This window comes from Endoryza foliicola (assembly GCF_050589245.1).
In the GTDB taxonomy this organism is placed as follows: Bacteria; Bacteroidota; Bacteroidia; order Chitinophagales; family Chitinophagaceae; genus Endoryza; species Endoryza foliicola.
Map to the genome: position 1 here is coordinate 854,923 of NZ_JBOBEW010000001.1, position 23,372 is coordinate 878,294.

At 40.3% G+C, this 23,372-nt stretch carries 25 protein-coding genes; 19 read left to right on the forward strand and 6 right to left on the reverse strand.

Annotated features, from left to right (window positions below):
• The first annotated feature begins 3 nt into the window (after positions 1-3).
• From ACQ2HE_RS03665 to ACQ2HE_RS03745, 17 genes are all read left to right on the forward strand, one after another.
• Positions 4-318, forward strand: a complete 315-nt coding sequence (locus ACQ2HE_RS03665) for a hypothetical protein (RefSeq protein ID WP_430901434.1) — start codon at positions 4-6, stop codon at positions 316-318.
• A gap of 175 nt (positions 319-493) precedes the next feature.
• Entirely contained in the window at positions 494-1,954 is a 1,461-nt protein-coding gene (locus ACQ2HE_RS03670; protein WP_430901436.1) for an amidohydrolase family protein, read from the forward strand.
• Positions 1,955-2,010: 56 nt separating this feature from the next.
• Positions 2,011-3,315 carry a hypothetical protein gene (locus tag ACQ2HE_RS03675; RefSeq protein ID WP_430901438.1) on the forward strand — a complete coding sequence of 435 codons (1,305 nt, stop codon included), beginning with the start codon at positions 2,011-2,013 and terminating at the stop codon, positions 3,313-3,315.
• A gap of 297 nt (positions 3,316-3,612) precedes the next feature.
• Positions 3,613-4,032, forward strand: a complete 420-nt coding sequence (locus ACQ2HE_RS03680; RefSeq protein WP_430901440.1) for a hypothetical protein — start codon at positions 3,613-3,615, stop codon at positions 4,030-4,032.
• 152 nt (positions 4,033-4,184) lie between these two features.
• Complete coding sequence (locus ACQ2HE_RS03685; RefSeq protein WP_430901442.1) at positions 4,185-4,640, forward strand: hypothetical protein; 456 nt, start codon at positions 4,185-4,187, stop codon at positions 4,638-4,640.
• A gap of 31 nt (positions 4,641-4,671) precedes the next feature.
• Complete coding sequence (locus tag ACQ2HE_RS03690) at positions 4,672-5,247, forward strand: hypothetical protein (protein WP_430901444.1); 576 nt, start codon at positions 4,672-4,674, stop codon at positions 5,245-5,247.
• Positions 5,248-5,253: 6 nt separating this feature from the next.
• Complete coding sequence (locus tag ACQ2HE_RS03695; RefSeq protein ID WP_430901446.1) at positions 5,254-5,625, forward strand: hypothetical protein; 372 nt, start codon at positions 5,254-5,256, stop codon at positions 5,623-5,625.
• 31 nt (positions 5,626-5,656) lie between these two features.
• Entirely contained in the window at positions 5,657-6,370 is a 714-nt protein-coding gene (locus ACQ2HE_RS03700) for a class I SAM-dependent methyltransferase (RefSeq protein ID WP_430901448.1), read from the forward strand.
• Between the two features lie 80 nt (positions 6,371-6,450).
• Entirely contained in the window at positions 6,451-7,533 is a 1,083-nt protein-coding gene (locus tag ACQ2HE_RS03705; protein ID WP_430901450.1) for a DUF3500 domain-containing protein, read from the forward strand.
• Between the two features lie 82 nt (positions 7,534-7,615).
• Entirely contained in the window at positions 7,616-8,074 is a 459-nt protein-coding gene (locus tag ACQ2HE_RS03710; protein WP_430901452.1) for a hypothetical protein, read from the forward strand.
• A gap of 467 nt (positions 8,075-8,541) precedes the next feature.
• Positions 8,542-10,050: a serine hydrolase gene (locus ACQ2HE_RS03715; protein ID WP_430901454.1), complete on the forward strand. Its 1,509-nt coding sequence runs from the start codon at positions 8,542-8,544 to the stop codon at positions 10,048-10,050.
• Between the two features lie 5 nt (positions 10,051-10,055).
• Positions 10,056-10,754 carry a CPBP family intramembrane glutamic endopeptidase gene (locus ACQ2HE_RS03720; protein WP_430901456.1) on the forward strand — a complete coding sequence of 233 codons (699 nt, stop codon included), beginning with the start codon at positions 10,056-10,058 and terminating at the stop codon, positions 10,752-10,754.
• An 86-nt stretch (positions 10,755-10,840) separates the two neighbouring features.
• Entirely contained in the window at positions 10,841-11,305 is a 465-nt protein-coding gene (locus ACQ2HE_RS03725) for a GNAT family N-acetyltransferase (RefSeq protein WP_430901458.1), read from the forward strand.
• Between the two features lie 32 nt (positions 11,306-11,337).
• Entirely contained in the window at positions 11,338-11,865 is a 528-nt protein-coding gene (locus ACQ2HE_RS03730) for a hypothetical protein (protein ID WP_430901460.1), read from the forward strand.
• A gap of 30 nt (positions 11,866-11,895) precedes the next feature.
• A complete protein-coding gene (locus tag ACQ2HE_RS03735; RefSeq protein WP_430901462.1) occupies positions 11,896-12,732 on the forward strand; it encodes a DUF5694 domain-containing protein in 837 nt (278 codons plus the stop codon).
• A 33-nt stretch (positions 12,733-12,765) separates the two neighbouring features.
• Positions 12,766-13,131 (forward strand): VOC family protein, encoded by a 366-nt coding sequence (locus ACQ2HE_RS03740; RefSeq protein ID WP_430901464.1) that lies wholly within the window; start codon positions 12,766-12,768, stop codon positions 13,129-13,131.
• An 11-nt stretch (positions 13,132-13,142) separates the two neighbouring features.
• A complete protein-coding gene (locus ACQ2HE_RS03745; protein WP_430901466.1) occupies positions 13,143-14,441 on the forward strand; it encodes an alpha/beta fold hydrolase in 1,299 nt (432 codons plus the stop codon).
• Here the strand turns inward: ACQ2HE_RS03745 and ACQ2HE_RS03750 are convergent, their stop codons facing one another.
• From ACQ2HE_RS03750 to ACQ2HE_RS03770, 5 genes are all read right to left on the reverse strand, one after another.
• Positions 14,442-14,840 (reverse strand): hypothetical protein, encoded by a 399-nt coding sequence (locus ACQ2HE_RS03750; RefSeq protein WP_430901467.1) that lies wholly within the window; start codon positions 14,838-14,840, stop codon positions 14,442-14,444. It lies immediately after the preceding gene.
• 38 nt (positions 14,841-14,878) lie between these two features.
• Positions 14,879-15,325, reverse strand: coding sequence for a DUF1572 family protein (locus ACQ2HE_RS03755; RefSeq protein ID WP_430901469.1), 447 nt, complete (start codon positions 15,323-15,325; stop codon positions 14,879-14,881).
• An 8-nt stretch (positions 15,326-15,333) separates the two neighbouring features.
• The gene (locus ACQ2HE_RS03760; RefSeq protein ID WP_430901471.1) at positions 15,334-16,134 is read right to left on the reverse strand and encodes a hypothetical protein; all 801 of its coding nucleotides are present in this window, start codon (positions 16,132-16,134) and stop codon (positions 15,334-15,336) included.
• Positions 16,135-16,358: 224 nt separating this feature from the next.
• Positions 16,359-17,789, reverse strand: a complete 1,431-nt coding sequence (locus ACQ2HE_RS03765) for an RtcB family protein (RefSeq protein WP_430901472.1) — start codon at positions 17,787-17,789, stop codon at positions 16,359-16,361.
• A gap of 70 nt (positions 17,790-17,859) precedes the next feature.
• Entirely contained in the window at positions 17,860-18,957 is a 1,098-nt protein-coding gene (locus ACQ2HE_RS03770) for a slipin family protein (protein ID WP_430901473.1), read from the reverse strand.
• A 559-nt stretch (positions 18,958-19,516) separates the two neighbouring features.
• On the opposite strand from ACQ2HE_RS03770, the gene ACQ2HE_RS03775 reads away from it, so the two are divergent.
• On the forward strand, positions 19,517-20,518 hold the full coding sequence (locus ACQ2HE_RS03775) for a helix-turn-helix transcriptional regulator (protein WP_430901475.1): 1,002 nt from the start codon (positions 19,517-19,519) through the stop codon (positions 20,516-20,518).
• A 210-nt stretch (positions 20,519-20,728) separates the two neighbouring features.
• Here ACQ2HE_RS03775 and ACQ2HE_RS03780 read toward each other — a convergent pair whose 3' ends face one another.
• Positions 20,729-21,763, reverse strand: coding sequence for a dipeptidase (locus tag ACQ2HE_RS03780; protein ID WP_430901477.1), 1,035 nt, complete (start codon positions 21,761-21,763; stop codon positions 20,729-20,731).
• 67 nt (positions 21,764-21,830) lie between these two features.
• Between ACQ2HE_RS03780 and ACQ2HE_RS03785 the strand changes: the two genes are divergently transcribed.
• On the forward strand, positions 21,831-23,357 hold the full coding sequence (locus ACQ2HE_RS03785; RefSeq protein ID WP_430901479.1) for a glycosyltransferase family 39 protein: 1,527 nt from the start codon (positions 21,831-21,833) through the stop codon (positions 23,355-23,357).
• Positions 23,358-23,372: the final 15 nt, after the last annotated feature.

Genomic DNA, 23,372 nt, shown 5'->3' on the forward strand with positions numbered 1-23,372 from the left:
GTTATGGCATCTTGTCATCAAAGCGATGAAACAAAGCAGCCCATGGCATTTGATTCAATTAAATGGAAAGAATCAGATGGTCCTGATTTCCCCAATCGAATTTGGATGTTGAAGGATTTGATGGATCACCACGATCTCCATGGTGTAACCAAAGACTCATTGCTGCGCGATTTAGGTGAACCTACTAGAGCTGACAAGGACTATCTCTTCTATCAAGTAAAACAAGAGCGAATTGGCAGTTTCCCGCTCCACACCATAACCCTCGTAATAAAGCTTGGACCCGATAGCTTGGTTCAAAAAGTGATGGTTCATAAGTAGATCGATTTTAAAGACACCGAGAAAGCACGAATCTAATGGTGCGTGTACTTTTGGGTCGTTTCTAAAATCCCCGGAATCAGGGTTACCGATTAGGTGGATCTAAAATGTGAGCGCAGTGAATCAAAACAAGAAAACCGTAACTTTAGTAAGATCTCTAATATGAGGTCTTTTTTTTATGAAACAAACCTTCTATTTACTGCTACTCCTGCTATTAGGAGTATCGGTTTCTGCACAAAACTCTGTATACGATCTTGTTATTATTGGCGGAAGGGTGATAGATCCTGAAACCAAACTAGACGCCATTCGAAATATTGGTATTAAGGGGAATAAAATTGTAATTATCACGAAGGAAACGATTAAAGGCAAACAAACCATTGATGCAAAAAGCATGGTGGTAGCTCCCGGCTTCATTGATTTGCATGCACACGGAAGAACCAATAAAGAACAAGAATACCAAGTACATGATGGACTTACCACTTCCTTGGAGCTGGAATGGGGCGTCGATAATTTGAAAGAATGGTATGCAACACGCGAGCATAAAGCTTTGATCAACTTCGGCGCCAGCGTGAATTGGCCGTTCGAGCGTTTTCGGGCAATGAAAAAATACCAGGCCGCTGCAGAAGAATTGAAGAAAATTACCATCGCCGGTAACTCTGATCTCGTTGTTTCCAACAACGCCATGGCTCCTTCGTTTTTAGATACGTTGACTGAAGACGAGCGAATTCAGATGGATCAAAATATTAAATCAAGTTTAAAAGATGGAGGGATCGGTATTGGAGCCCCTATTGGCTACTTGAAGTTTACACGACCTGTAGAATTCTTTCATGTATTTCAACTGGCTGTGCAACAGAAAACACTAGTGTATTCGCATGTTCGTGATCCGAATGTATATGCTGTTCAAGAAGCTATCTCTAACGCTGCTCTCACCGGAGCTTCTTTGCACATTGTACACATTAATAGTATGAGTTTAGGGAATATTCAGTTTGCCATTAATTTGGTTGAAGCCGCAAGAAAACGAGGCTTAGATATTACGACTGAACTTTATCCCTACACAGCGGCATCCACCTCTCTTCAAAGTGCCATCTTCACCGATGGTTGGCAAGAGCGACTTGGGATGACTTATCAAGATATCCAATTGGTGTCGACCGGTGAACGATTAACTAAAGAAAGTTTTGAAAAGTACCGTAAAGAAGGTGGACTAGCCATTATGCACATGATGAAACCAGAGTGGATAAGGGCGGGTATAGCTGCACCGGGAGTGATGATCGCATCCGACGGAATGGGTTATGCGCCATTGGCACATCCTAGAACTGCAGGAACTTTCTCTCGGGTATTGGCAAAATACGTTAGAGAAGAAAAGGTAATTGAATTGATGACAGCATTGGAAAAGATGACTCTATTACCCGCAAAACGATTGGAAACCATTGCACCTTCCATGAAGAAAAAAGGGCGTCTGCAGGTAGGAATGGATGCCGATATTACCATTTTTAATCCCGAAACGGTTCAAGACAATGCCAGTTTCGAAAAAGGACTTTCCTTTTCTACCGGAGTAGAGTATGTGGTGGTGAACGGTGTACTGCTTTTGAATAAGGGGGCAATTGTTGAGAATATATATCCCGGTGTACGCATTCGTTAGTAAGAATCAAGAAAAATTGTAGATTTATTTCTTAACCAGAAATCAAAACTAGCACTATGCAGTTCGACGCATCATCCCTAAGCCCATGGTCATTTGGCAGAAAGGCCTTTTTTCGCTTCTTCTTTATTTACATCGTTTGGTTGCTTCCGCCGGTTGTTTTCTTTGAGTTCATTCCGGGAGTGGCCTACCTTGTACAGTATTATTATACCGCATTAGAGAAAGTAAATGGCGTATTAAACAGTTGGTTCTTTCACATTAAACCCGCTGCATTAACGCCCAATGGTAACGGCGATTATCCGGAACAATGGATGCATGTTTGTGCCGCTTTGCTAATTGGCGTTGTAGGGATGATAGTATGGTCGATACTGGATCGTAAACGCGCTCACTATGTAAAGTTGAACTATTGGTTCTGTTTGTGCATACGCTATTTCTTAATTGTAACCGGACTTGGCTATGGAATCATTAAGCTATTCATGTTGCAGATGCCTTTTCCCAATTTAAGTCAATTGGCAACGCCCTTGGGTGATTTCTTACCCATGCGTTTTTCTTGGATGTTTATTGGTTATTCGGGTCCGTATCAAATATTCTCAGGTGCTGCCGAAGTTGCTGTAGCCTTGTTGTTGATTTTTAGGAAGACAAGCTTGCTTGGGGTGATTGGCGCGTTCGCAGTTTTCTTGAACGTGATGATGTTGAATTTGAGCTATGACATACCGGTGAAGATCAATTCCATCATGCTAACCATTCTGAGTTTGTATTTATTGGCTCAGGAGGCACCAAGGCTTCTAGCGTTTACTTTTAATAATCTTGCAAAACCAACGGAGGTGTTTGTATTCCCCTTCGAAACCAAAAAGGCCATTTGGGCGGCTAGAATTTGGAAATGGATTTTCGTGTTGGTGAATATTGTGTATGGAGTAATGGGGGGTATTGAAGGATATCAGAACGTGCAAGCAGCAAAAGAACCTAAACCTTTTCAATCGGGTGTTTATGATGTAGTGCAACAAGTAAAAGAAGGGGATACCTTGCAAGTAGGAACAGTAGATTCAGTATTATGGAGGGATATTATTTTCGACAAGAACTATTCTGGTAGTATCAATGCTACTGATTCTAGGTTTAGAAAGCGCTATGGCAGGGCCTATTTCAGTATGGAGTTCGATAGCACCAACACTTATTTGAGCTTGAAACGTACCTCGAATGACAGCTTACCCATTGTAAAATTCACTTTTTCCATAAAAGACAGTACGACCATTGAACTGAGGTCTTACCCCCGACCCGACTCATTATTTGTAAGGGTAAAAAGAAGAATCAAGCCTTTCCCGCTTTCTGAGAAGCCGTTTCATTGGGTGAGTGAGCAGAATAGGTGAGGGGAATTAATAATTAAGAATGGAACAGCCGCGAAGCTGGAACGAGGATGAGAGGAGACGAGGAGGGAGGATGGACAAAGAAGGAAGATGGGCAGGAACAGGGGGAATAATTAATTATTAATAATGGAATAACCGGAATACATTAGGTAGGAGGGAAGATGGAGGAAATACAGTGAGGCTGCCGGCGTTGCGAGAACGCTGCGATCGCTGCGCCGCCGCGGTAAAGAAAAGACGACTAAAAAATGCGTACTTTACTTTAAATGGAATTTTGATTCTATTCAAACAACACTAGCCGTTATGTTTAAATTAAGTTTTGTTCGTGTATATGCGCTTTCTGCGATAATTGTTTCAGTAATCGCTTTTGGATTAACTATTTTTTCTGCCTATATAATCCCTGAACTTCAACCAATGCAATGGTTCTCTATTATTGCAGCATTGGTAAGTTGGTTTTTTCTTGGTTGGTCGGGTATCATTGGTAACCAATTGGCCAACAAATTTGAATTAGATGAAGAGCTTTGCACTAAAGTAGGTTGGAGAATGTTGGTGGTATTGGGTGTTTTTGGGGTGTATGTTTTCTTTGGATTTTCACTTGGAATCATCATTGCTATTTATATTTTCTACACAATAAAGAACATCCGCGATAATCTGGAAGACTGGGCCAGAGAGCACCCATATGAGGGATTTCTACGTGACGATGCCGACACTCCTTCACATTAGTTAAGGTTTCGGTTTGATATGATAAACTATGTATATTCATAGTGGATTGATTCTTGCCAGGCATTGCTTTAAACTACGATTGCTATTCGATTATTTGAAAATGCTGCTTTTAAAAAGCTGCATTATTTCTATTCATTTAAAATTATCGAAGTATGAAAACAATTGCCCCAAGCTATGCCAGCATCATCATTCGGTTTGGACTATTGGTTCTGGCCGCTCTTACCCTCACCTATTTCATTCTTTCTTACATTGAACATGAGCTGTTTTCCCATCCTTTTCAGTTTTGGGTGATTAGCATTCCATTGAGTTTTGGTATTCTTTTTCTCGTGTGGACCTTCTTTAGGGTACTATCTATTAACGTAAATACAGAGAAAAAGAAGGTGAAATTTAATTACTTCTACAAAACTATTGAGTTGAGTGTCGATGACTTGGAAGGCTATTTCCGAACAACCACTCCTTCGTCAAAATCTGAAAATTATGGAGTAGCGATTGAAACTAAATCACATCAAACGATCCAATTTCTGGATCGAGACTTCAAGTCTTTAGAAGCACTGTTTACTTTTCTAAGATACAATGCTATTCCTTACAAGGGCGAAAAAATGGAATAGTCTTTTTTTGTAGATTTGAGAAAAGACGCAAATGCCTTATACAATTGGATTGGTTCGTTATGATGATAGCTTTACCAATGCTACTGCTATTACTATTCAAGGAGTACAAGAATTTTGTAAGGATAGAAGCGACTTAAAAATAGAAAATGAAGGGGCTTCAGATACTTTGCTTATTTGGCATGAGGCTCAGCAAGAGTGGTTGCCTCTTTTATGGATTTCGGAAGACAGCAATTCGATCAATGCCAATCCCATTTTTGATTTTGAACTCTATTATGACCTTGCAGAACTTGCAAAATTTTTAGACGCATGCATTATAAGTGAAGAAGGTTATTTGTTGTACAGCTCAAAATTGGGATTTTTGGTAGATCCTGATGAACGCATTGACCACTCGGTGCCGGTTATATCCATAGCCAAGGCATTGCAACATACTTCACTAAATGAAATAGACCTTTCTCTTCTTTATAAGCAACATTATCAGAGTTCGAGCGACTCTATTCCAAAACAACAAAAGCAATTTACAATCAGTAAGAAAACAGAGAATTGGATCGTTTTGGCAATTTTTGTTTTAGCCATCTTAGTGTTTTTTCTAATCAAAAAATTCAGATAGTTATCTATGGAGAACAAACAGATGATGATTTTGGTAGCAGGCCCATATCGATCCGGAACGAATGACGATCCGCATCTTATAGAGCAAAATGTACAGGCAATGACTGATACAGCCCTTCTTTTATACAGAATGGGGCATATGCCGGTTTTGGGAGAATGGTTTGCTTTGCCTCTGATTAAAGCCGCCGGGTCGCGCGAAATTGGTGATGCTGTTTTCAATGAGATTTTTCATCCGGTTGCAATTGATTTGATCAGTCATTGTGATGCGGTGTTGAGGATAGGCGGTCCCAGCTCAGGAGCAGATAAAATGGTGAAAGTGGGTTTGGAGAAGAATAAGATCATCTATCGTTCTTTAGCGGAAGTGCCTTCTTCTAAATAAGTCGTTCTGATCGGTTTCTTACCTTTGTTACATGATAAAGGAAAAGATTCTTGCTGCTTATGAACAGCTTGCAGCAAAATACAATGAGTTGATTGAGCACAAGCCTCACAACGCTTACTACGATCGGCCGAACACACTTTCTTTATTTCCCGATGTAAAGGGCCTGAAAATTATAGATGCAGCCTGTGGTCCGGGGAAATATGCTGAAATATTGAAGGAAAGAGGAGCGGAGGTAGTTGGTTTCGATTTTAGCCCTCAAATGATTGAACTTGCCCAAAAGCGCCTTGGTGATACCTCTTCCTTTTTTGTTCACGACCTAAGTGATCCTTTACCTCAATTCTCCGACACATCTTTTGATATTGTTTTATGTGCATTAGCGCTCCACTATGTAGAAGATTGGAATCCTACCATTCAAGAGTTCAATAGGCTGCTAAAGCCCGGTGGCATATTGATAATCTCTTTGGAACATCCTTTTTTTGACTATAACTATTACAGGTCGAAGTCCTACTTCTCAATTGAACATGTAAAGTCGGTTTGGGGTGGCTTTGGAAAAAAGGTTGAAATAAACTGTTTCCGTAGGCCATTGCAAGAATATATTATGCCGCTAACGAACAGTGGATTTGTGATCGACCGAATTCTGGAGCCTTTACCTGTTGAAAGGTTTAAAGAACTAGATTCGAGACACTACAAAGAACTAATGCAGTTTCCCGCATTTATCTGCATACGCTCAAAGAAGACTGCTTAGAATGATTTTCAAAGAATAGTAACGACTTATGTGTTATATTTAAAAAAACACGAATTTACCTCACGAAAGGCGTCGAGTTTATGAAAAAATACTTCATTTGGAATACTGTTTTATTGCCTGTTTTCCTTCTGTTAGGTACTGTTGTTCACGGACAAACTCCCTATCAAAAAGAAATTACAAGCTATGGCATTCAGTTGGCGCAATCCTTTAATCCAATTCAAAAAAAAGCCGGATTGCTTTCTTTTAGTGATACAGCTCGATTGAAATGGAACAATCTGCCGGTTGGCTTAAGAGCGAGAGCCGGGGTGAGCATTGGTAATATGAGCATTGAACAGCGAAAGCTAGTACATCGGATTCTCTCCGCTTCTCTTAGTTCACAAGGGTATTTGAAAGCAGGAAGCATCATGCATTTGGATGATTTGCTGAATCAATACTATGATAGCCTTTATTACAAGAAGGAGATTGATTCAGACAGCTATAAATTTCTACACGATCTAAAATGGTCGCACCGCAACTTTTACTTTGCTTTCTTTGGAAACCCTTCGGATTCAATTTGGGGGTATAAATTAGAAGGGCACCATTTGTCGGTTAATTTTACGTTCACCGGAAAGCAGCTATCAGTAACTCCTTGGTTTGTGGGTACGGATCCGGCGGAATATCCAAGTACCGAATATGCAGGCTGGCGTGTTTTAGGACAGGAAGAGGATCTTGGCATTAGACTTGTTGGAATGTTGAGCGAAGCGCAAAAGAAGAAGGCGACTCTTAGTACGGAAGTTCCTGGCGATATTATCACCGGAGCTGAATCGGGCAAGCGCCTGATCGATTATTGGGGTTTGAAAGCTTCAGATATGAATCCGGCTCAAAAAGCAGTGCTTGAGTACATCATTCGAGAATACGTTTTTAATTTAGAATATGAGAAAGCAAGTGCCGAATTTGAGAAGATCAAAAAGGCCGGAATTGATCAGATTTATTTCGGATGGATTGGTGCTTATGAAGAAGGAAAAGCTCATTATTTTGTATTGAATGGCCCCACTTTCTTGATTGAATTTGATAACAGTGGCTTTGGTGGAAATGCAAATCATATTCATAGCATTTGGAGAGAGAAGGGGAATGAATATGGCGAGGATCTGTTGAAAAAGCATTATCAGGCAATCAAACACTGAGGGATTAATAAGTAAGAATTAATAATTACTACAGTTGCTTCGCAATTTAGGTTTGTTTAATGAATTATAGAAAAGTTAGAATATGAGAGCTTTTGTTACAATACTTGGTACTTTCATGGTGTTGATTATTGGTTGTACCAATGAGAACGGAGGATCCGGAATGAATACTGGCGCTTCTATTGGGCCTAAATATGACACCCTCTGGTTTAATGAGAAATGCGCTGTTTTTTTGGAGCCCGACAGTATTGCTGCTGAACGTTGGAAAGAACAGATTGACACTTCAGTACGTGCAACAGTGGTTGATGATCTTGTGTTTTACACGAGTGATGCTCATCATTATTTAGATAGTATGGGAGTTAAAACCATTCGTGTGAGTGGGCGTCCGCTAATTGGATTTAGAAGTACCGTTGGAAGCCATGTGATCAAAATAGATACGCTTAGTAGTTTATGGTCGGTATTGTTGTTTGATCCAACAAAGCAGGTAAAAGAAATTGACGTTACCGATATTGTAGATGAATACGAATCGTATTATAAAAACTAAGGATTCTCCTTTTTTATTTGTAGTGTAGGTCGATAAATCCTTCCCCTTATGTTAACTGAATTGTATCATGTTAACAGACGCCTTATTCAATGCCGGGCAAGCGAAACCTTATCAAATTATTATTCCTCTTGCAAACTGCGTATTGCTGGTATTGCTATGCTAAAGCATGTAGTTTATCTTACGACGATAACTATGGACTAATTCTTCAAGCCATTATTATCTCCCTTGTTTTTGTAGGACTGTTGAAGGCGCTTTATGTTTGGCGTCGCGGTTGGTTAGGGGATAAAAAGTGGTGGGTGATAATTTGGATTCTAATCGGTTCTCCCTTTCCCCTTACGTTGGGTCTTTTGGTTTACAGCGAGCTATTTGGCCACTTATCAACATAGCAATTAATCTTAATCCGAAATTTTCAGTTTTGTCGTGTGGACTTGGTAATTATTAGTAATTTCCTACATATTCCTTCCAACATGAGAAAATACCTTTTTGTAGCCTTTCTAATAGGCTTTTCAGGAGCTGCATTTTCGCAAACCACTCCTTTTGATAAGAAGTTCCCTAATATTGATAAGTACATCGATAGTTTCATGAAAGCCTGGAATATCCCAGGTTTGGCCATGGGTATCGTTTATAAAGACAAATTGATTTATGCCAAAGGTTATGGTTATCGTGATCTAGAAGCCAAATTACCGGTTACTGCTACTACAATATTTCCGATCGCCTCCAATACAAAACTCTTTACCGCAACGGCGGCAACCATGTTAGCCGTAGAAGGGAAATTAAATTTAGACAAGCCGGCAAGGACATATTTACCCTCTCTGAATTTTTCCAACGATGAGTTGAATGCCAAAGTAACGGTCCGAGACATGCTTTCTCATAGAACCGGTTTGCCGCGTTATGACGCCATTTGGGTGGCAGCTCCATTTTCAAGAAAAGAAGTGTTGGAGAAGATCGTTTATATGAAACCGCAGTTTGGATTTCGAGAAGGATATATCTACAATAACATGATGTTTGTAGCTTCCGGAGCAGTGGAAGAAGCGGTAACGGGTAAATCTTGGGAGGATCTGATACGAGAGAAACTCTTGCAACCGCTTGCAATGAATGCAACCGGTTACACCGACGAAGAAACAAGGAAGTCGGGGAATTTTGCTTGGGCTTACTATGCTCCCGACAGTTCCAATAAGTTATTAAAGAAAACCTTCAATGCACAATGCCCTGCACTTGGTCCTGCAGGCATTATAAAATCGAATGTGGAAGACATGAGTCATTGGATGATTGCGCAGCTCAATCAAGGGAAGTACAATGGTGTACAAGTGATCCCTGATGCGGCCATTAAAGAAACACTCATCCCACAAAATATTGCCGATAAGGATGGTCGCTGGCCGGAGTTATCAAACGGTTTGTATGGATTAGGACGCATCATTCAAACTTACAAGGGGTACAAAATTGCGACACATACAGGATCAATTGACGGGTACTATTCAAATCTAACCTTCATTCCTTCTGAAGGAATTGCCGTCTTTATGGTACACAACAGTGTTCCTGCCGGCTCGGTACGCTCTATGATGGCTTTTCCGGTGGTTGATCGATTGATGGGCCTTAGTGCTAGTCCTTGGAGCGAACGCTATATGGACGATTATAAGAAGGGATTGGCCGCAGAGAAGAAAGCGAAGGATTCTATTTTAGCAACTGCAGTTAAAAATACGCGCCCCTCTCATCCTTTAAAAGAATTTGTTGGACAGTTTTCAAGTCCAATTTATGGAGAAATGGGTGTAGAATGGACCAATGATCAATTGTATTTGGTATATCGAGGAAACAAGTTCCTATTGAAACATTTGCATTACGATCAATTCTATACCGATGAGTCTGCGTTGGATCGTCCCGATTTTAGGGTTCATTTCGAAACCAATATGAAAGGCGAAGTGGGAAAGATGAATGTTTGGTTAGGAGATCCGGTGGCTGAATTCGTTCGAATTAAATAAAAGTAATGATAGGCATTTTAGTACAACTGATATTATCGGCAGCCTTGTTGTGGTTTCTTCAAAAGAAATCGTTGATGGTATTGTGCGGGGGCGGCATGAAACAACAATCGACAGACTTTTTTGGTTTCTTTCTACTTACCTTACTAATTAGTTCAAGCCAGTATTTCTTTCGAATGATATGGGCCATGGAGCGTTGGGTAGTGAATCCGAAAGTTAGTATCGCTTTGATTGCAGAAGGAACTTGGTGGAATATTAAATCAGTATTGTTCGAAGAGTTGATTTTTCGAGGCGCTTTGTTCTACATACTTATTGTACGATTGGGTATCAAATGGGCGATACTTCTTTCTTCCATATCATTTGGTGTGTATCATTGGTTTTCGCACGGGGTGTTGGGACAGCCCATTCCCATGATCGTTGAGTTCTTAACCACCGGAATTATGGGTGTTGTATATGCATTGGGCTATACGAAAACAGGCTCTTTGTTAACGCCCATTGGAATTCATTTAGGCTGGAATATTGTAGGGTCGGTATTGTTTTCCGGGAAGCTCATCGGCGATCAATTATTAGTAGAAGTACAGCCTGTTCCGAATGTACAAGTAAGCTATTTCATCTACTTTGTAATTATCTATCTGCCCTTGCTGGCTGCAATTGGTGTAAATGCTTGGATCTTGTTGAAACGCCCCACCTTTTCATTTAATACATGATTGCGGATTTTGGAATTAGCATCTAAGGAGAAGTTTGCCGTGTTTTCAACCCCTAATTCCCGGATAAATAATGATAATTTTGCCTCATGTTAGAATTTAGCATCCGACGTGCCACCGAATTTGATGCGGAAGAACTCAGTGTCATGATTTCAAACAACGCAAAAGCAATCCTTGCTTCCTATTATTCTGAAATTCAAATGGCGGTTTTCCTTCGACACTATGCTCCTGAAGCCATTCGATCTAGGATAGGCAAAACAGTTTTGTTTGTGGCAGAATCTCAAGGTGAAATTCTGGGATCTATAGGATTAGACGAAGACCTGGTTGTTGGGTTCTATACCAAGGTCGCTTACATTGGAAAGGGAATAGGTACTGCTCTTTTGAAATACCTAGAAAATTATGCTGCCGAAAATGGTTTTGTAAGAATTGAATTGTCTGCCTCTCCTGTTGGAGAGGGATTTTATTTAAAGCAGGGTTGGAGGAAAGTTGAAGACACCATTGTGTACTACTATGACACTGCTTTTAATGAAGCTTTGATGGAGAAGATTTTATAGCGTTGGTTACTTCAATTAACTTTGGTAATTGCATGGAAATTCTCATCACATTATACTCGTCCATGGCTGTTCTTTTTATCAGCCTGTTTTATTTCTTCTTTCCCAATAGCTTTCTGTGGCTTCGCAAGATCGTGATTGGAAAATGGTTGATGCGAGGATTAGCCTTAATCGCCATTTCCGGCTTGATCTATACCGTGCATTTGATGCGGAGTTTACCCGATCCTTCTTTATTTCAAGGCAAGTTTCAATTAATTGAATCGTATGGATTTATTCCTGAAAAACTCAATGATTATCATGAGTTCAATATTGATACGCCGGGAACTTTTCGAATATCACCCTTACCCGAAATCAGGGCCTGCGATTCAGGTACGTATACCTTGGTGAAAGGAGAAGATGAAAACTACCTCGTTATGAATTGTGGTTTCAAGAAAGACAGTGCAGTGATTCAAAGAAGCTTATTCCGACTGCAGCTGGGCTTTTTTCGAAAAGACCGTGTTCATCCTAGTATTTGGTATGAACGAAAACTTTTCGAGAAACAATCGCGAACTGTAACTTTTTAGATAGCTCTGCGTCATAGGTTAAAACACACCATGCGCAAATTAGTTTTCATTATTGCTTCCACCTTGCTTTCTGTAGGGGCTTTCAGCCAAATAAAATCTGCCTCTTCCTTCTTCCCAAAAGATAAAGCTCAGGTTCTAGTAGTAGGCACTTTTCATATGGATTATCCGGGCCTTGATGCTCATAAAACCAGCGACGAGAACAAGATAGACGTATTGAAAGAACCAAAGAAATCGGAGATGAATGAGCTGGTTGCTTACATTAAAAAATTCAAGCCTACCAAAATTGTTATTGAAGCTTGGCCCAGTTGGAATGCCGGGCAGAAGCTTCGTCAATACAAAGAAGGCAAGTTAAGAGATCAACGGGATGAACGTGTTCAATTGGGCATACGTGTGGCCAGCGAACTTAAAATGGATACGATTTATTCAATTGATATGAATTCGTTCGACGACGATTTGAGTAAGCTCGATACGAATTATTTTAAAGCACTCTTTCAGGATTTTGACTTTCAGAGCACTGATTCACTAGAAACCATGCTTAAGAAATGGTTGAACTACGAAGATCTTTTGGTCCCTAAAATAAAGTTACTAGACTATATCAAACGAATCAATTCAAGGGAGCTCCATCTCTTGGGCTATGGAGCGTATCTAATTGGTGATTTCAAGCTGAGTGGAACCAGAGGCCCGGACATTTTATCGATTTGGTGGTACAATCGCAATCTTCGCATTTTTCGACGCATTCAAGAAATTACCACTAGTCCTAAGGATCGAATTATGGTTATCTATGGAAATGGTCATGCAGCCATATTGCGACAGCTTTTTGAGTGCTCACCTGAGTATCATTTTGTTGAGTTCGGTAGTTTGAAATAAAGAAATGAGTACCTTCGGAACAAACTGTTTGCTATGCTTTGCAATACTCGAATGATCGTTCTTTTTGTTTCCAATTTAGAGTGGATGAAATTGTTCTACACGAGAGAATTTGGATTTGAGATCAAAGAAGAAAGCGAAGTGTGGATTTTAATGAATGCCGGTAGTATTGACATCGGTCTGCACCGAATTGGACCTGGTTATGAAGCGCTCCACCAAGCCGAGTCAAACGTTAAAATAATCTTTGATATAGACGTTCCGATAGAAACTGCTCATGCCGATTTAAGCGCCAAGGGTATTCGCGTGGGCGAAATTCAAAATTGGGATGGATACCCCTTTACTGTTTTTGATGGAATGGATCCCGAAGGAAATGTATTTCAATTACGCGCTAAAAAAAGCTAAAACACTCCCTGATGTTGATGCGTTCCTTCTTACTGACAGTCGTACTTTTTTTCCTAGTGGGTTTTTCCTCGGCGCAATCGCGACAGGATTGGGGCGCTATTAGTCAGCGATTAGATGTTTCCAAGTTTACCGGAAAGAAATTTAGAGTAGAAGCCGCCATTAGAACTGAACGAAAAGACAGTTCTGCTTTTGCCGGTATGTGGGTAAGAGTCGATGATACAAAAGGTAAAATTGATTTCTATGCAAACACCTACGATCGACCCATCATCAAAAGTGAATGGGCGCTCTATTCAATGACAGGTAAAATTGGTAAAACGGGCCAGTGGTTGAATCTTGGCGGGATCTTTTATGGACGTGGTCAGTTCTTTTACGATCAATTCCGAATTTTCATTGAAAATGAAAAGGGCGAAATGCAAGAAATTGACATGGTAGACCCCGGATTTGAGTCGGCAGAATTGAAGAATTGGTACACCGGATTGATGATGCCTTTGAAAGGAACCAAGGTTAAAGCAGGGAATCAAAATCCGTATCAGGGAAATCTGTGTTTAATAGTAGACAGTCGGGAGGTTTCGTATGTGGCCAGCTATGGTAGCAATGATAGTTTAGGTAAATACGAAAATGTAAATGGTGTTCGATTGTATTATGAGGAATATGGGAAAGGTGCACCGCTTTTGCTTCTTCATGGAAATTCTGAAAACATTCATTCTTTCGAAAAGCAGATTGGCGAGCTTTCCAAGTACTATCGGGTCATTGCAGTTGATACACGCGGACATGGAAGGTCTACAACAGATGATCGCCGCTATACTTATGAGCTTTTTGCAGAAGATATGAATGCTTTTTTGGATCAGTTAGGATTGGATAGTGTGCATGTGGTTGGTTGGAGCGATGGTGGTAATACCGGATTGATCATGGCAATGAAGTATCCTAAGAAAATAAAGACCTTGGTTACTATGGGTGCCAATGTATTTATCGACCGAACTGTGGTGCCTAACAGCGTTTTCAAAGAGATAAAAGTGCAATTACAAGAACTTGAAAATGACAGTACACCAAAAGGAAGAAACAGGGTTCGATTGCTGAATCTATTGGTAACCGAGCCGAATCATAGTTTTGAAGAGTTAAAACAGATATCCTGTCCGGTTTTGGTGATGGCAGGAGAAAAGGATTTGATTAAGGAAAATCATACTAAGAGTATTGCGGCAAATATTCCAAAAGGCGAACTACATATTGAGCCCAAGAGATCGCATTATTTCCCTCAAGAAGATGGCCCTCGTTTCAATAAGTTGGTGCTTGATTTTATTGCTAAATACTGATTAGAATGAAAATATTATTGCTCCCTCTATTTTTTCAATAGTTTCAACAATATAGAGGCTGTCGTTGAAATAATCCATGTTAGGGTCCACCGGAGCACCTAATTCAAATCGTCTGGAGTAGGTTCTTAGTAGATCTTTATTTAGGTCGCGTTGTTGGTAATCTTCATGTCGAATGGTACTGAGTTCTTCTGCTTCTTCTTTTACATACTCTTCTTCGTTTAAGTCTATTTTGAATTCGTAGTTTTTGAAACGAACATAAATTGTTTGGTCTTCAAGGACTACTTGTGCGGCTGAGTTTGATTTCTGATAATATTCTTTTAACAAGGAGAAAAGGTTCTCAATACTGGCTTCGCTGGTATTTGGTACAAATGCTAAATAAACGTAGAAGTCGTAACTCATGAATCAATTTTACGCAAATATAGGAACTTGGAAGAACACTATTTGTCGAGTAATCGTCTGTGATAGTTTACTTGTCCCAAGTGATAGGCAAGGTGTGTAGCTAAATGAATGAGCATGTATTCCATTGAAGTTTTTTCTTTGAATACGAGTATCGGATACTCTGATGCAAGGTCTTCTTCTTTTAATAGATCGAGACTCTTTTGCACTGTGTGAATAGTAGCATTGATCATATTGATGAGTTCGGCTCTGGCTATGTCCTTAGCAGAAAACTCAAGCTCTCTGTTTCTCAGATAACCTGTTTTTCCAATTTCTGCGCCGATATAGGTATTTAGGTTACCGATTAAGTGTAAGGTTAAGTTGCCGGCTGAGTTGGATATCTTCTGATCGATGATCCAGATATTCGATTCATTTTGATAGGCTTCTATTTCCGAACGAAGCTTGTTCAAGTCGCGTGAAAAGAGTTGTTGAAGTGATTGGATGGCCATGGTACAAGTTACAGTTTTAAGATTAGTTTCAGTTGAAGAGTGAAAATATCGAAGTCTTGTTTCTGGTCGATGGTAAATGCTCCGATAAAGGATGGTCCTTTCGAGTTGCTGATATCATACAGTCCTGGCACTACCAATCCACCTGTGGTTCCTCCAAAATTACTGCTAACTTGTTTAAAGGTGATTTGTTGTGTATATAATTTAAAGAGATCAATTCCGATGGCAAATCGTTTTGATAGGTCTTTTACTGCTGTTCCACCAAACCCAAAAGCAAAGCCTCGGCCATCCGAATCTTTCTGATTGAAGAATGCATACGAAGTGTCTGTTTTGCTCTCAGCCTTGAACTCCGGAGAATTGACATAAATGTAGCCGGCCATGGCTTTCACTTTGAAGCGCCAACCTTCGTCGGGCATGGTCCATTGACTTCCCAAGCCCGCCAATACCGCAGCCGATCTCCAATTCGCTTTTTCTATTTGCCAATTGGGATAGTAAGTTATACTGCTACTAAGAATATTGAAGTTGGTTTTTGAAAATTGATCGGCCAGTGTTTTTCTGTTGATGGGATTCGAATTGCCTAGTACCATCGCTTCTATGCTTGCTACCGAGTTAATGAAATAGGAGTAGTTGATTGTGATCCCATAACCCGTGTTTGCAAAGCCTGCTTTTGGATCGTTTTGATCCGTTGAAGAGAATTTTCCGAGTGGAACGGCAAGCCCTCCCGAAATTGAAAGTTCTAAGCTGCCTTTCTTTTGAGCTTTTAAAGATAAGCTGAAAGTAGAAAGGAAAGCGGCTAGTAACACTAATCTCATGTGGTAGGTGTTTCCTCAAAACTATTGAATTACTCATGAGGAAGCTTCAATAATTCGTTAATAATGAGGAGTGGTAGGAAATTGAGTTGCTGAATTGGGGCAAGGAGGGTGGTGAAATGGAAAGGCTTCGATTGAGCCATACAAATAGCTCATCATCGAAGCCTCGATCTGCATATTATTTTCTAACTAATGCGTCTTCCAAATTCTCAAATCAACCAATTGACTCATTCCTCATTTCCTCGCTTCTTCCGCCCTCTTTCCTGTTGTCCTCCATCCATCTTTACAATTTTAGGGAGAAAGGTTCCCACTACATCCACTAATTCTTGCTGTGCATTCATTACTTCATGAATGTTTTTATAGGCGTGAGGGGCTTCATCTAGTCCCCCACCGATCAATGTTACACCGTGATCGGTAAGTATTGATTTTAATTCAGCATGGGTGATCGATTCCATTGCCTTTGTTCTACTCATCAATCGACCGGCTCCATGTGAAGCAGATTGAATGGAATTGACTTCACCTTTACCTTTCACAATAAACCCGGGTGCAGTCATGGATCCCGGAATAACTCCTAACACATCTTTACCGGCTGGAGTAGCTCCTTTACGGTGAACAATCACTTCTTCGCCATTCAAAATCTCTTTCCAAGCAAAATTGTGATGGTTCTCAATTCGCTTCAGCGGTGTTTCCTTTAGCTGTGCTGCTATTTTATCGTGAATCACGTGGTGACAAGCACTCGCATAATCACCTGCAAAATTCATCGCCAACCAGTATTCCATGCCTGCTTCAGAATCGAGCGATAGCCATGCAAGATTCACCGCTTCTTTTGGAAGCTTGCAAGTTTCTTTTGCAATTTTAGTATAGTGAGCCGCTATATTAGCACCTAATCCTCTAGATCCGGAATGGGTAAGAAATCCTAGATATGTTCCCGGTTGAAGATCTACAGTAGGATCGTATTCAGTAATAGTGACCACTCCAAACTCTGCAAAGTGATTTCCGCTTCCTGAAGTTCCCAATTGCACCGCAGCCTTAGACTGTAAGTTTTTTAAAAGTGGAATTTCGTTAAATAGCTTATGATCGATCACTTCGTGCGCTGTAGGGTTTTTAAATCCGGCACCTGACCCGAATAGGGTAGCTGCACCCAATTCTCGAGTGAAAAAGGCTTTCTTTTCTTCCAGTAGTAAAGGATTGATCTCATAAATACTCAAACACATTCTGCATCCAATATCTACACCAACACCATAAGGAATGACAGCATTCTTAGTAGCTAATACCCCTCCTATAGGAAGTCCATATCCTTGATGCGCATCGGGCATCACGGCTGCGGCAACGCTAATGGGAAGTCGAGCAGCGTTATGCATCTGACTAAAAGCTCCCGCTTCAATGAAATCTGCACCGTAGGCATTTACTTGGAGTGGTGCATTGTTCAATTCGATGACATCTTCGTCGGCCGAAGGTTTGCACAGTTCTTTTGCAATGGTTCCATAAACAGGATGTTCAATAAATTTAGCTGGATGCGCTGCTAATTCGCTCAATTCATTCGTTAGTTCTGATTCGTTATGATCTTTTAGCTCTTCGTTTACTATTTTCAGTAATGCGGCCATTATCGGTGATTCAGGGAATCCCAGTACTTTCAAAGTGGTTCCATTCATCTTCATTATTGTAAAATTACTTGTTTTCAATATGAGGAAAGAAGAGAACGGTACTCTTCTTTCCAGACTCTAGTTTCTATTTAGCGCCGAACAGTTGTTGTAACTGTCCCACTACATTCCCACCGGAGTTCAAACTAATGCTCTGAACTTTATCGGTGATACGTTCCATGTATTCCATTTCTTTCAATTTCCACAACATTGGATTTTCTTCCATCAATTTCGCGGTATTTAAAAGATTTCGGGTGCTGGCGGTTTCTTCACGACGTGTGATGATATTGGCCTGAGCTTTCTTTTCTGCAACCAACACTTGGTTCATTATTTCTTTAATATCGCCCGGCAAAATGATGTCTCGAATCCCAAATCCGAGCAATTCCAATCCTAAGGAATTCGCCGCTGTTTGCGCTTTTTCCATAACAAATGCGGCTATGCTTTCTTTCTTTTCCAACAATTGATCGAAGGAGAAACCGGCAACATATTCACGCAATACCAATTGCAGTGCAATGTGAAATTGGCGTTCCGTCTCTTTCGTATCAATTACTGCTTTCAAAACATCTACAATTTTGTATTGCGCCCAAGCATTGATTCGTAATCCGGCTTTATCGGAGCTTAAGATCTCTTGACCGTTCAACTCTAGTTGTTGTATACGCATATCAGCACGTGCTAATTGGATACGTTGTTCGTTTTTCCAGAAATAGTAGGTTCCCGCCGGAATTATTCGTTCCACTACTCCATTCACCATCAATACGCATTGTTCGTAGTTGTTCACTTCTACCATTCGGATGTATTCACTTAACTCCGGTTTGTTCAACAAACCACGATCAACGGAAGTGCCTACTTCTAATTCCTTTATAGAGTAGCGCTGGAAACTATAGTTTACAAAGCTTTTCCAATACAAGTGGTTTCCGGCGGTTAATACTTCTTTGAAACGACCGTCCTCAAATACGATAACAATCTCCTGATCTGCCACTTCAATAACATGCAGTTGTGCTTTTAATTTTTCATCAACTAATAAGTATTGCATCTCAATGGGTGGAATGAACTTTCCTTTTTTAGTGAACGTAATGGCATGTTTATTCCACAACCAGTAGTTGCCTGTTTCCAATATATTCTTATACACTTCGCCTTTAAAAACAAGGGCAATTTGATATTCATTTACTTTTAAATACTGTAACATAAGTCTAGTTTTATCTTGTTATCTAAAAATTGAAAAGAACCACTGCGCTTACTCAAGTTCAAGTCACGGAACTGGATTGGATTTCATTTTAGGTGAAAAGGATCGTACTTGAAGCCCTAGCTTTTTTGAATGCTTTTCACTTTAGCAGAATCGTTTTCCGGTTCAAGTGTTTGCCCAGGAACATCGTTTTTGAATATCAAGAAGGATGTTAGTAAGGGCAATGGTTTGTTCTTTTTAAAGAGGGAACCGCTCTTTGTGTTGTTTATAGAGAACACGCTCTTTTACACATCCTAGTGGTACTCTGCCGTTGAGTTATTGACTACGAACCGTCAAGCGGGATTCGAACCCGCACTTGGTGTCGCTACATTTACTGAATACAACAAAGCATTTTTGTAGCACAGTGGTGGAACAGAACCACTCCTTTTGTAACGACTCTTGCCTTTCAGCAAGCTTTTTATAATCATTTTTGGTATTCGTTTCGTTCATGATGTAAAATTGAAATGCCACTGTGCAATCTTTTTGCACAGTAAAAATTATTTTTTAATTTTCTGAAAAAAAGATGCCCATTAACCGAAATGCGCTCATTCGTTACCGTACCATTGATCGCTGTTTGCAGAACCGGAGAAGGAAATGGACCATAGAAGATTTGATGGAGGCTTGCGATCAAGCGCTCGACGAAGCGGGTGTGTATGGTAAGGCTATTAGCTTGAGAACCATTCGGTTAGATTTGCAAGCGATGAGAGGGGCTGCGCTCGGATACAATGCTCCCATTGTGGTTAAGGATAAGAAATACTATACATATGAAGACCCCGATTTCAGTATTGCGAACAGTCCATTGAGTGGTCAAGACTTAGAAATACTGCAAGAAGTGTCGCAGCTATTGCAGCAGTTCAAGGGTTTTCATCATTTTAGGGAAGTGTCGGAAATGGTGCAACGACTTGAGGACAAGATCTATAGTGAACAGAACAAGGTTGATCCGGTGATTGATTTTGAGAAGAATGAATTGCTGACGGGATTGAATTGGCTAGAACCTTTGTACAAGCATATCGTAAACAAGGAAGTGCTAGCCATCGAATATCAAAGTTTTAAAGCTCGTGGCAAAAGTGTGATTTGGCTTCATCCGTATCTATTAAAGGAATACAGAAACAGATGGTTTTTATTTGGGTGTCATAATAAAAGCAAGAATATCATGGCTTTGGCCCTAGATCGTATCAAAGGATTTCGGGTATGCAAATCTGCGGTGTATTACAAAGATCAATGGTTTGATCCCAAAACCTATTTCGATCCAATTGTAGGAGTTACACGTGGCCGAGATGAGAAGCCAATTGAAATTCAGTTTCGGGCCGATTATAACAATTCACCTTATATTATCACCAAGCCCATACATAAAACGCAGCAATTGCTGTATCAAAAAAGTGGGTGGTCCTATTTTAGTATACATGTAATACCGAATCGAGAATTGGATAGAGAGTTTCTGGGTTTTGGGGTGGGATTGGAATTACTAAGACCGGTGAGAGGTTTGACAGCGAAGGTGATGGAGGTTGATACGGGTAAGAATTAGTGTTGGTGGGTTTTGGTGAGCTCAGGTTGATATGCAGGCAATTTGTATTATACATACTGAACGAATATACAACATCTGGCGATATGCCAATTCCCACGTAGAGACAAGAGCATTGATAAGAGGACATTAGATTGGTTAACGGTTGGATGTGAATTGAAGGGGTCTCTTTAATTTCGAGCTGTCCCATTATTAATTATTACTTATTAATTATTAATTACTCACTATTCGCTTCGCATTCTCTCCCATCACTTTTCTCACTTCTTCTTTAGTAAATCCTTTGTTCTCCAATGCGGCTGCAAGGGTGGGGTATTGCAAATAGGAGTTGAGTACGGGTTTGAAATTGCTGTCCATATCTGTTCCAATTCCAACATGATCAATTCCGATGGCGTCAATAAGACGTTTAATATTGGTTACATAATCTTCGAAGCTTGTATTGAAGCCCGAGGGCCAAGCGCCTACCACACCACCCGTTGATGCAATGAGTTTAGCATGCTCAATACTGATGGCTCGTTTGCCAATAGGGCGTTCTTCGGCTAATTGAAGAATGCTGTGTGATAAGATCAAAGGAGCTGTGGTAATGGCTGCTGTATCTTTTACCGTATCGAAACTGGCGTGAGCCATGTCAATTAGAATCCCCAAACGATTACATTTTTTGATCACTTCTTTTCCTACTGCAGAAAGCCCGTTGAATTGAGGGGCTTCTGTTTGAACATCACCGAGCGGATTCGGAGCGTAGTGCATAGGTTGCAATGAACGAATACCGTCATTATACATTTGATCTAACAAATCAGTACTTCCTTCTAATACATCGCCGCCTTCGCAAGAAAGGTAAACGGCCACCTGAGACGATTTGCTGTTAATCGATGTTTTTTTAGTTGCCAATTGAACAGGTTCTTTAGCGAGCAGCGATTTAATGATTCCCATTTGTTTTTGATATTCCGCTTTCCCTTCTCCTTTTGCATAAGCTTTTACGGGTTTGATGCCGGTGGCAGTTTTTTGAAGCAGGGACATATCGCCTACCAAACTCACAAACACGCCTGAAACCCCGGCCGCATTCATTTCAAGAAAGGTTTTGTGTACACCTTCGTCGCCACCATATTCGCCACTACCCTTATAGAAAAATGCACCCGGATGTGAATGCAAGTCAAAATAGTAGGGCTTCGATTCAAATAATTCACTCGGGGATACAAGAGTCCCCATGCTCAAAAGAGCCGATTGTTGAAGAAAACTGCGACGGGTTTGCATGATAAAAGAGTTGAATGTGTGCTCAATTAAATGTACGAAAAGATCTATTTTGTATCTTGTTACAACCATGAAAAATAGAAACCTAATCCTTCTTGGCTTTGTATTGCTGAAATTCTTTCTCCAATATATTTTGCTGAGTTCCGCATACGATTTGCAGCGTGACGAGTATTTGCATTTGGACCAAGCCAATCACTTAGATTGGGGTTTCATTTCCGTTCCTCCCGTTACTTCATGGATCTCTACCCTTATTAAATGGCTGGGCAATGGAGTTTTTTGGGTGAAGTTTTTTCCCGCCTTGTTTGGTGCTTTAACCATGGTATTGGTTTGGAAAACTGTTGAAAAACTCGGTGGCTCAATGTTTGCACTGGTTCTGGCTTCACTTGGAGTTTGCTTTTCGGTTTTACTTCGCTTAAATACCTTATATCAGCCCAATTCTTTGGATGTTTTATGTTGGACAGCATTTCTATACACAGGAGTTTCTTATGTACAATCCAATCAAAGCAAATGGCTTTACTTCGCAGCAATAGTATTCGCGATCGGTTTTCTCAATAAATACAATATTGCTTTTCTCTTGATAGCAATGATTCCGGCGGTATTACTCACTCCTCTTAGAAGTATATTCGTCAGAAAAGAATTCTATTTGGCAGTGCTTGTGGCTTTTGTACTGGTACTTCCAAATTTGTTTTGGCAATACCAACACCATTTTCCTTTTTGGCATCACATGAAATTGCTGAAAGAGCAACAGCTGGTGAATGTAAACAGACTTGATTTTCTAAAAGATCAATTGTTATTTTTTACAGGTGCTGTTTTTGTGATCTTATTTAGTTTGCTGGCCTTTTGGCGTTACGATGCATTTAAACCCTTTCGATTTTTGTTTTGGACATTTGTTTTTACGCTGTCTCTTTTCACTTATCTAAAAGCAAAGAATTATTATTCCATTGGCCTGTATCCCATTTTCATTGCATTTGGCGCGGTTTATATTACAGAGAACTGGACGATGGGCTGGAAGAAAGTGCTGACGTACGTGATGATGGCATTGCCGCTGTTGGTTTTTGCAAGAATGTATTTCATTGCCTTCCCGAATTTCGGCCCCGACTATATTCTTCAGCATCAAGAAACTTACAAGAGATATGGCCTGCTTCGTTGGGAAGACGGAAAGGATCATAGCATGCCACAAGATTTTGCCGATATGTTGGGTTGGAAGGAGATGGCCTTGGTGGTTGACAGTGTTTACACAGCTTTTCCAAACAAAGAGGGCTTGCTGGTGTTGTGCCAAGACTACGGTCAAGCTTCCGCCATCAATTATTACAAGAAAAATCCACAATTAATTGCTTCTTCCTTTGATGCAGATTATATTTCATGGCTTGATCTTTCAAAAAAGTATACCGATGTTATTTTGGTGCGCCATGGTGGGGATGAAGACAAAGATAGAAAGGAGGAACGTCCTTTGTTCGATACGGTTTATTTAGCTGCTAAGCGCATCAACCTGAATGCTCGAGAGAAGGAGATTTCAGTATATTTATTAAAAGGTGCAAAAATTGATTTAACAGAAAGACTAAGAAGGGAACGTGATGAAGAATTTTCGAGCTGGTAGTTTTCTTGACTCAAT

Bases quoted from the DNA above. Each gene is read 5' to 3' on its own strand.
- ACQ2HE_RS03675 (WP_430901438.1), top strand. From the start codon at position 2,011: ATGCAGTTCGACGCATCATCCCTAAGCCCATGGTCATTTGGCAGAAAG.
- ACQ2HE_RS03680 (WP_430901440.1), top strand. From the start codon at position 3,613: ATGTTTAAATTAAGTTTTGTTCGTGTATATGCGCTTTCTGCGATAATT.
- ACQ2HE_RS03685 (WP_430901442.1), top strand. From the start codon at position 4,185: ATGAAAACAATTGCCCCAAGCTATGCCAGCATCATCATTCGGTTTGGA.
- ACQ2HE_RS03730 (WP_430901460.1), top strand. From the start codon at position 11,338: ATGGAAATTCTCATCACATTATACTCGTCCATGGCTGTTCTTTTTATC.
- ACQ2HE_RS03765 (WP_430901472.1), bottom strand. From the start codon at position 17,789: ATGAAGATGAATGGAACCACTTTGAAAGTACTGGGATTCCCTGAATCA.
- ACQ2HE_RS03735 (WP_430901462.1), top strand. From the start codon at position 11,896: ATGCGCAAATTAGTTTTCATTATTGCTTCCACCTTGCTTTCTGTAGGG.
- ACQ2HE_RS03760 (WP_430901471.1), bottom strand. From the start codon at position 16,134: ATGAGATTAGTGTTACTAGCCGCTTTCCTTTCTACTTTCAGCTTATCT.
- ACQ2HE_RS03740 (WP_430901464.1), top strand. From the start codon at position 12,766: ATGCTTTGCAATACTCGAATGATCGTTCTTTTTGTTTCCAATTTAGAG.
- ACQ2HE_RS03705 (WP_430901450.1), top strand. From the start codon at position 6,451: ATGAAAAAATACTTCATTTGGAATACTGTTTTATTGCCTGTTTTCCTT.
- ACQ2HE_RS03670 (WP_430901436.1), top strand. From the start codon at position 494: ATGAAACAAACCTTCTATTTACTGCTACTCCTGCTATTAGGAGTATCG.
- ACQ2HE_RS03715 (WP_430901454.1), top strand. From the start codon at position 8,542: ATGAGAAAATACCTTTTTGTAGCCTTTCTAATAGGCTTTTCAGGAGCT.
- ACQ2HE_RS03785 (WP_430901479.1), top strand. From the start codon at position 21,831: ATGAAAAATAGAAACCTAATCCTTCTTGGCTTTGTATTGCTGAAATTC.
- ACQ2HE_RS03755 (WP_430901469.1), bottom strand. From the start codon at position 15,325: ATGGCCATCCAATCACTTCAACAACTCTTTTCACGCGACTTGAACAAG.
- ACQ2HE_RS03750 (WP_430901467.1), bottom strand. From the start codon at position 14,840: ATGAGTTACGACTTCTACGTTTATTTAGCATTTGTACCAAATACCAGC.
- ACQ2HE_RS03725 (WP_430901458.1), top strand. From the start codon at position 10,841: ATGTTAGAATTTAGCATCCGACGTGCCACCGAATTTGATGCGGAAGAA.
- ACQ2HE_RS03770 (WP_430901473.1), bottom strand. From the start codon at position 18,957: ATGTTACAGTATTTAAAAGTAAATGAATATCAAATTGCCCTTGTTTTT.
- ACQ2HE_RS03665 (WP_430901434.1), top strand. From the start codon at position 4: ATGGCATCTTGTCATCAAAGCGATGAAACAAAGCAGCCCATGGCATTT.
- ACQ2HE_RS03780 (WP_430901477.1), bottom strand. From the start codon at position 21,763: ATGCAAACCCGTCGCAGTTTTCTTCAACAATCGGCTCTTTTGAGCATG.
- ACQ2HE_RS03695 (WP_430901446.1), top strand. From the start codon at position 5,254: ATGGAGAACAAACAGATGATGATTTTGGTAGCAGGCCCATATCGATCC.
- ACQ2HE_RS03710 (WP_430901452.1), top strand. From the start codon at position 7,616: ATGAGAGCTTTTGTTACAATACTTGGTACTTTCATGGTGTTGATTATT.
- ACQ2HE_RS03700 (WP_430901448.1), top strand. From the start codon at position 5,657: ATGATAAAGGAAAAGATTCTTGCTGCTTATGAACAGCTTGCAGCAAAA.
- ACQ2HE_RS03745 (WP_430901466.1), top strand. From the start codon at position 13,143: ATGTTGATGCGTTCCTTCTTACTGACAGTCGTACTTTTTTTCCTAGTG.
- ACQ2HE_RS03720 (WP_430901456.1), top strand. From the start codon at position 10,056: ATGATAGGCATTTTAGTACAACTGATATTATCGGCAGCCTTGTTGTGG.
- ACQ2HE_RS03775 (WP_430901475.1), top strand. From the start codon at position 19,517: ATGCCCATTAACCGAAATGCGCTCATTCGTTACCGTACCATTGATCGC.
- ACQ2HE_RS03690 (WP_430901444.1), top strand. From the start codon at position 4,672: ATGCCTTATACAATTGGATTGGTTCGTTATGATGATAGCTTTACCAAT.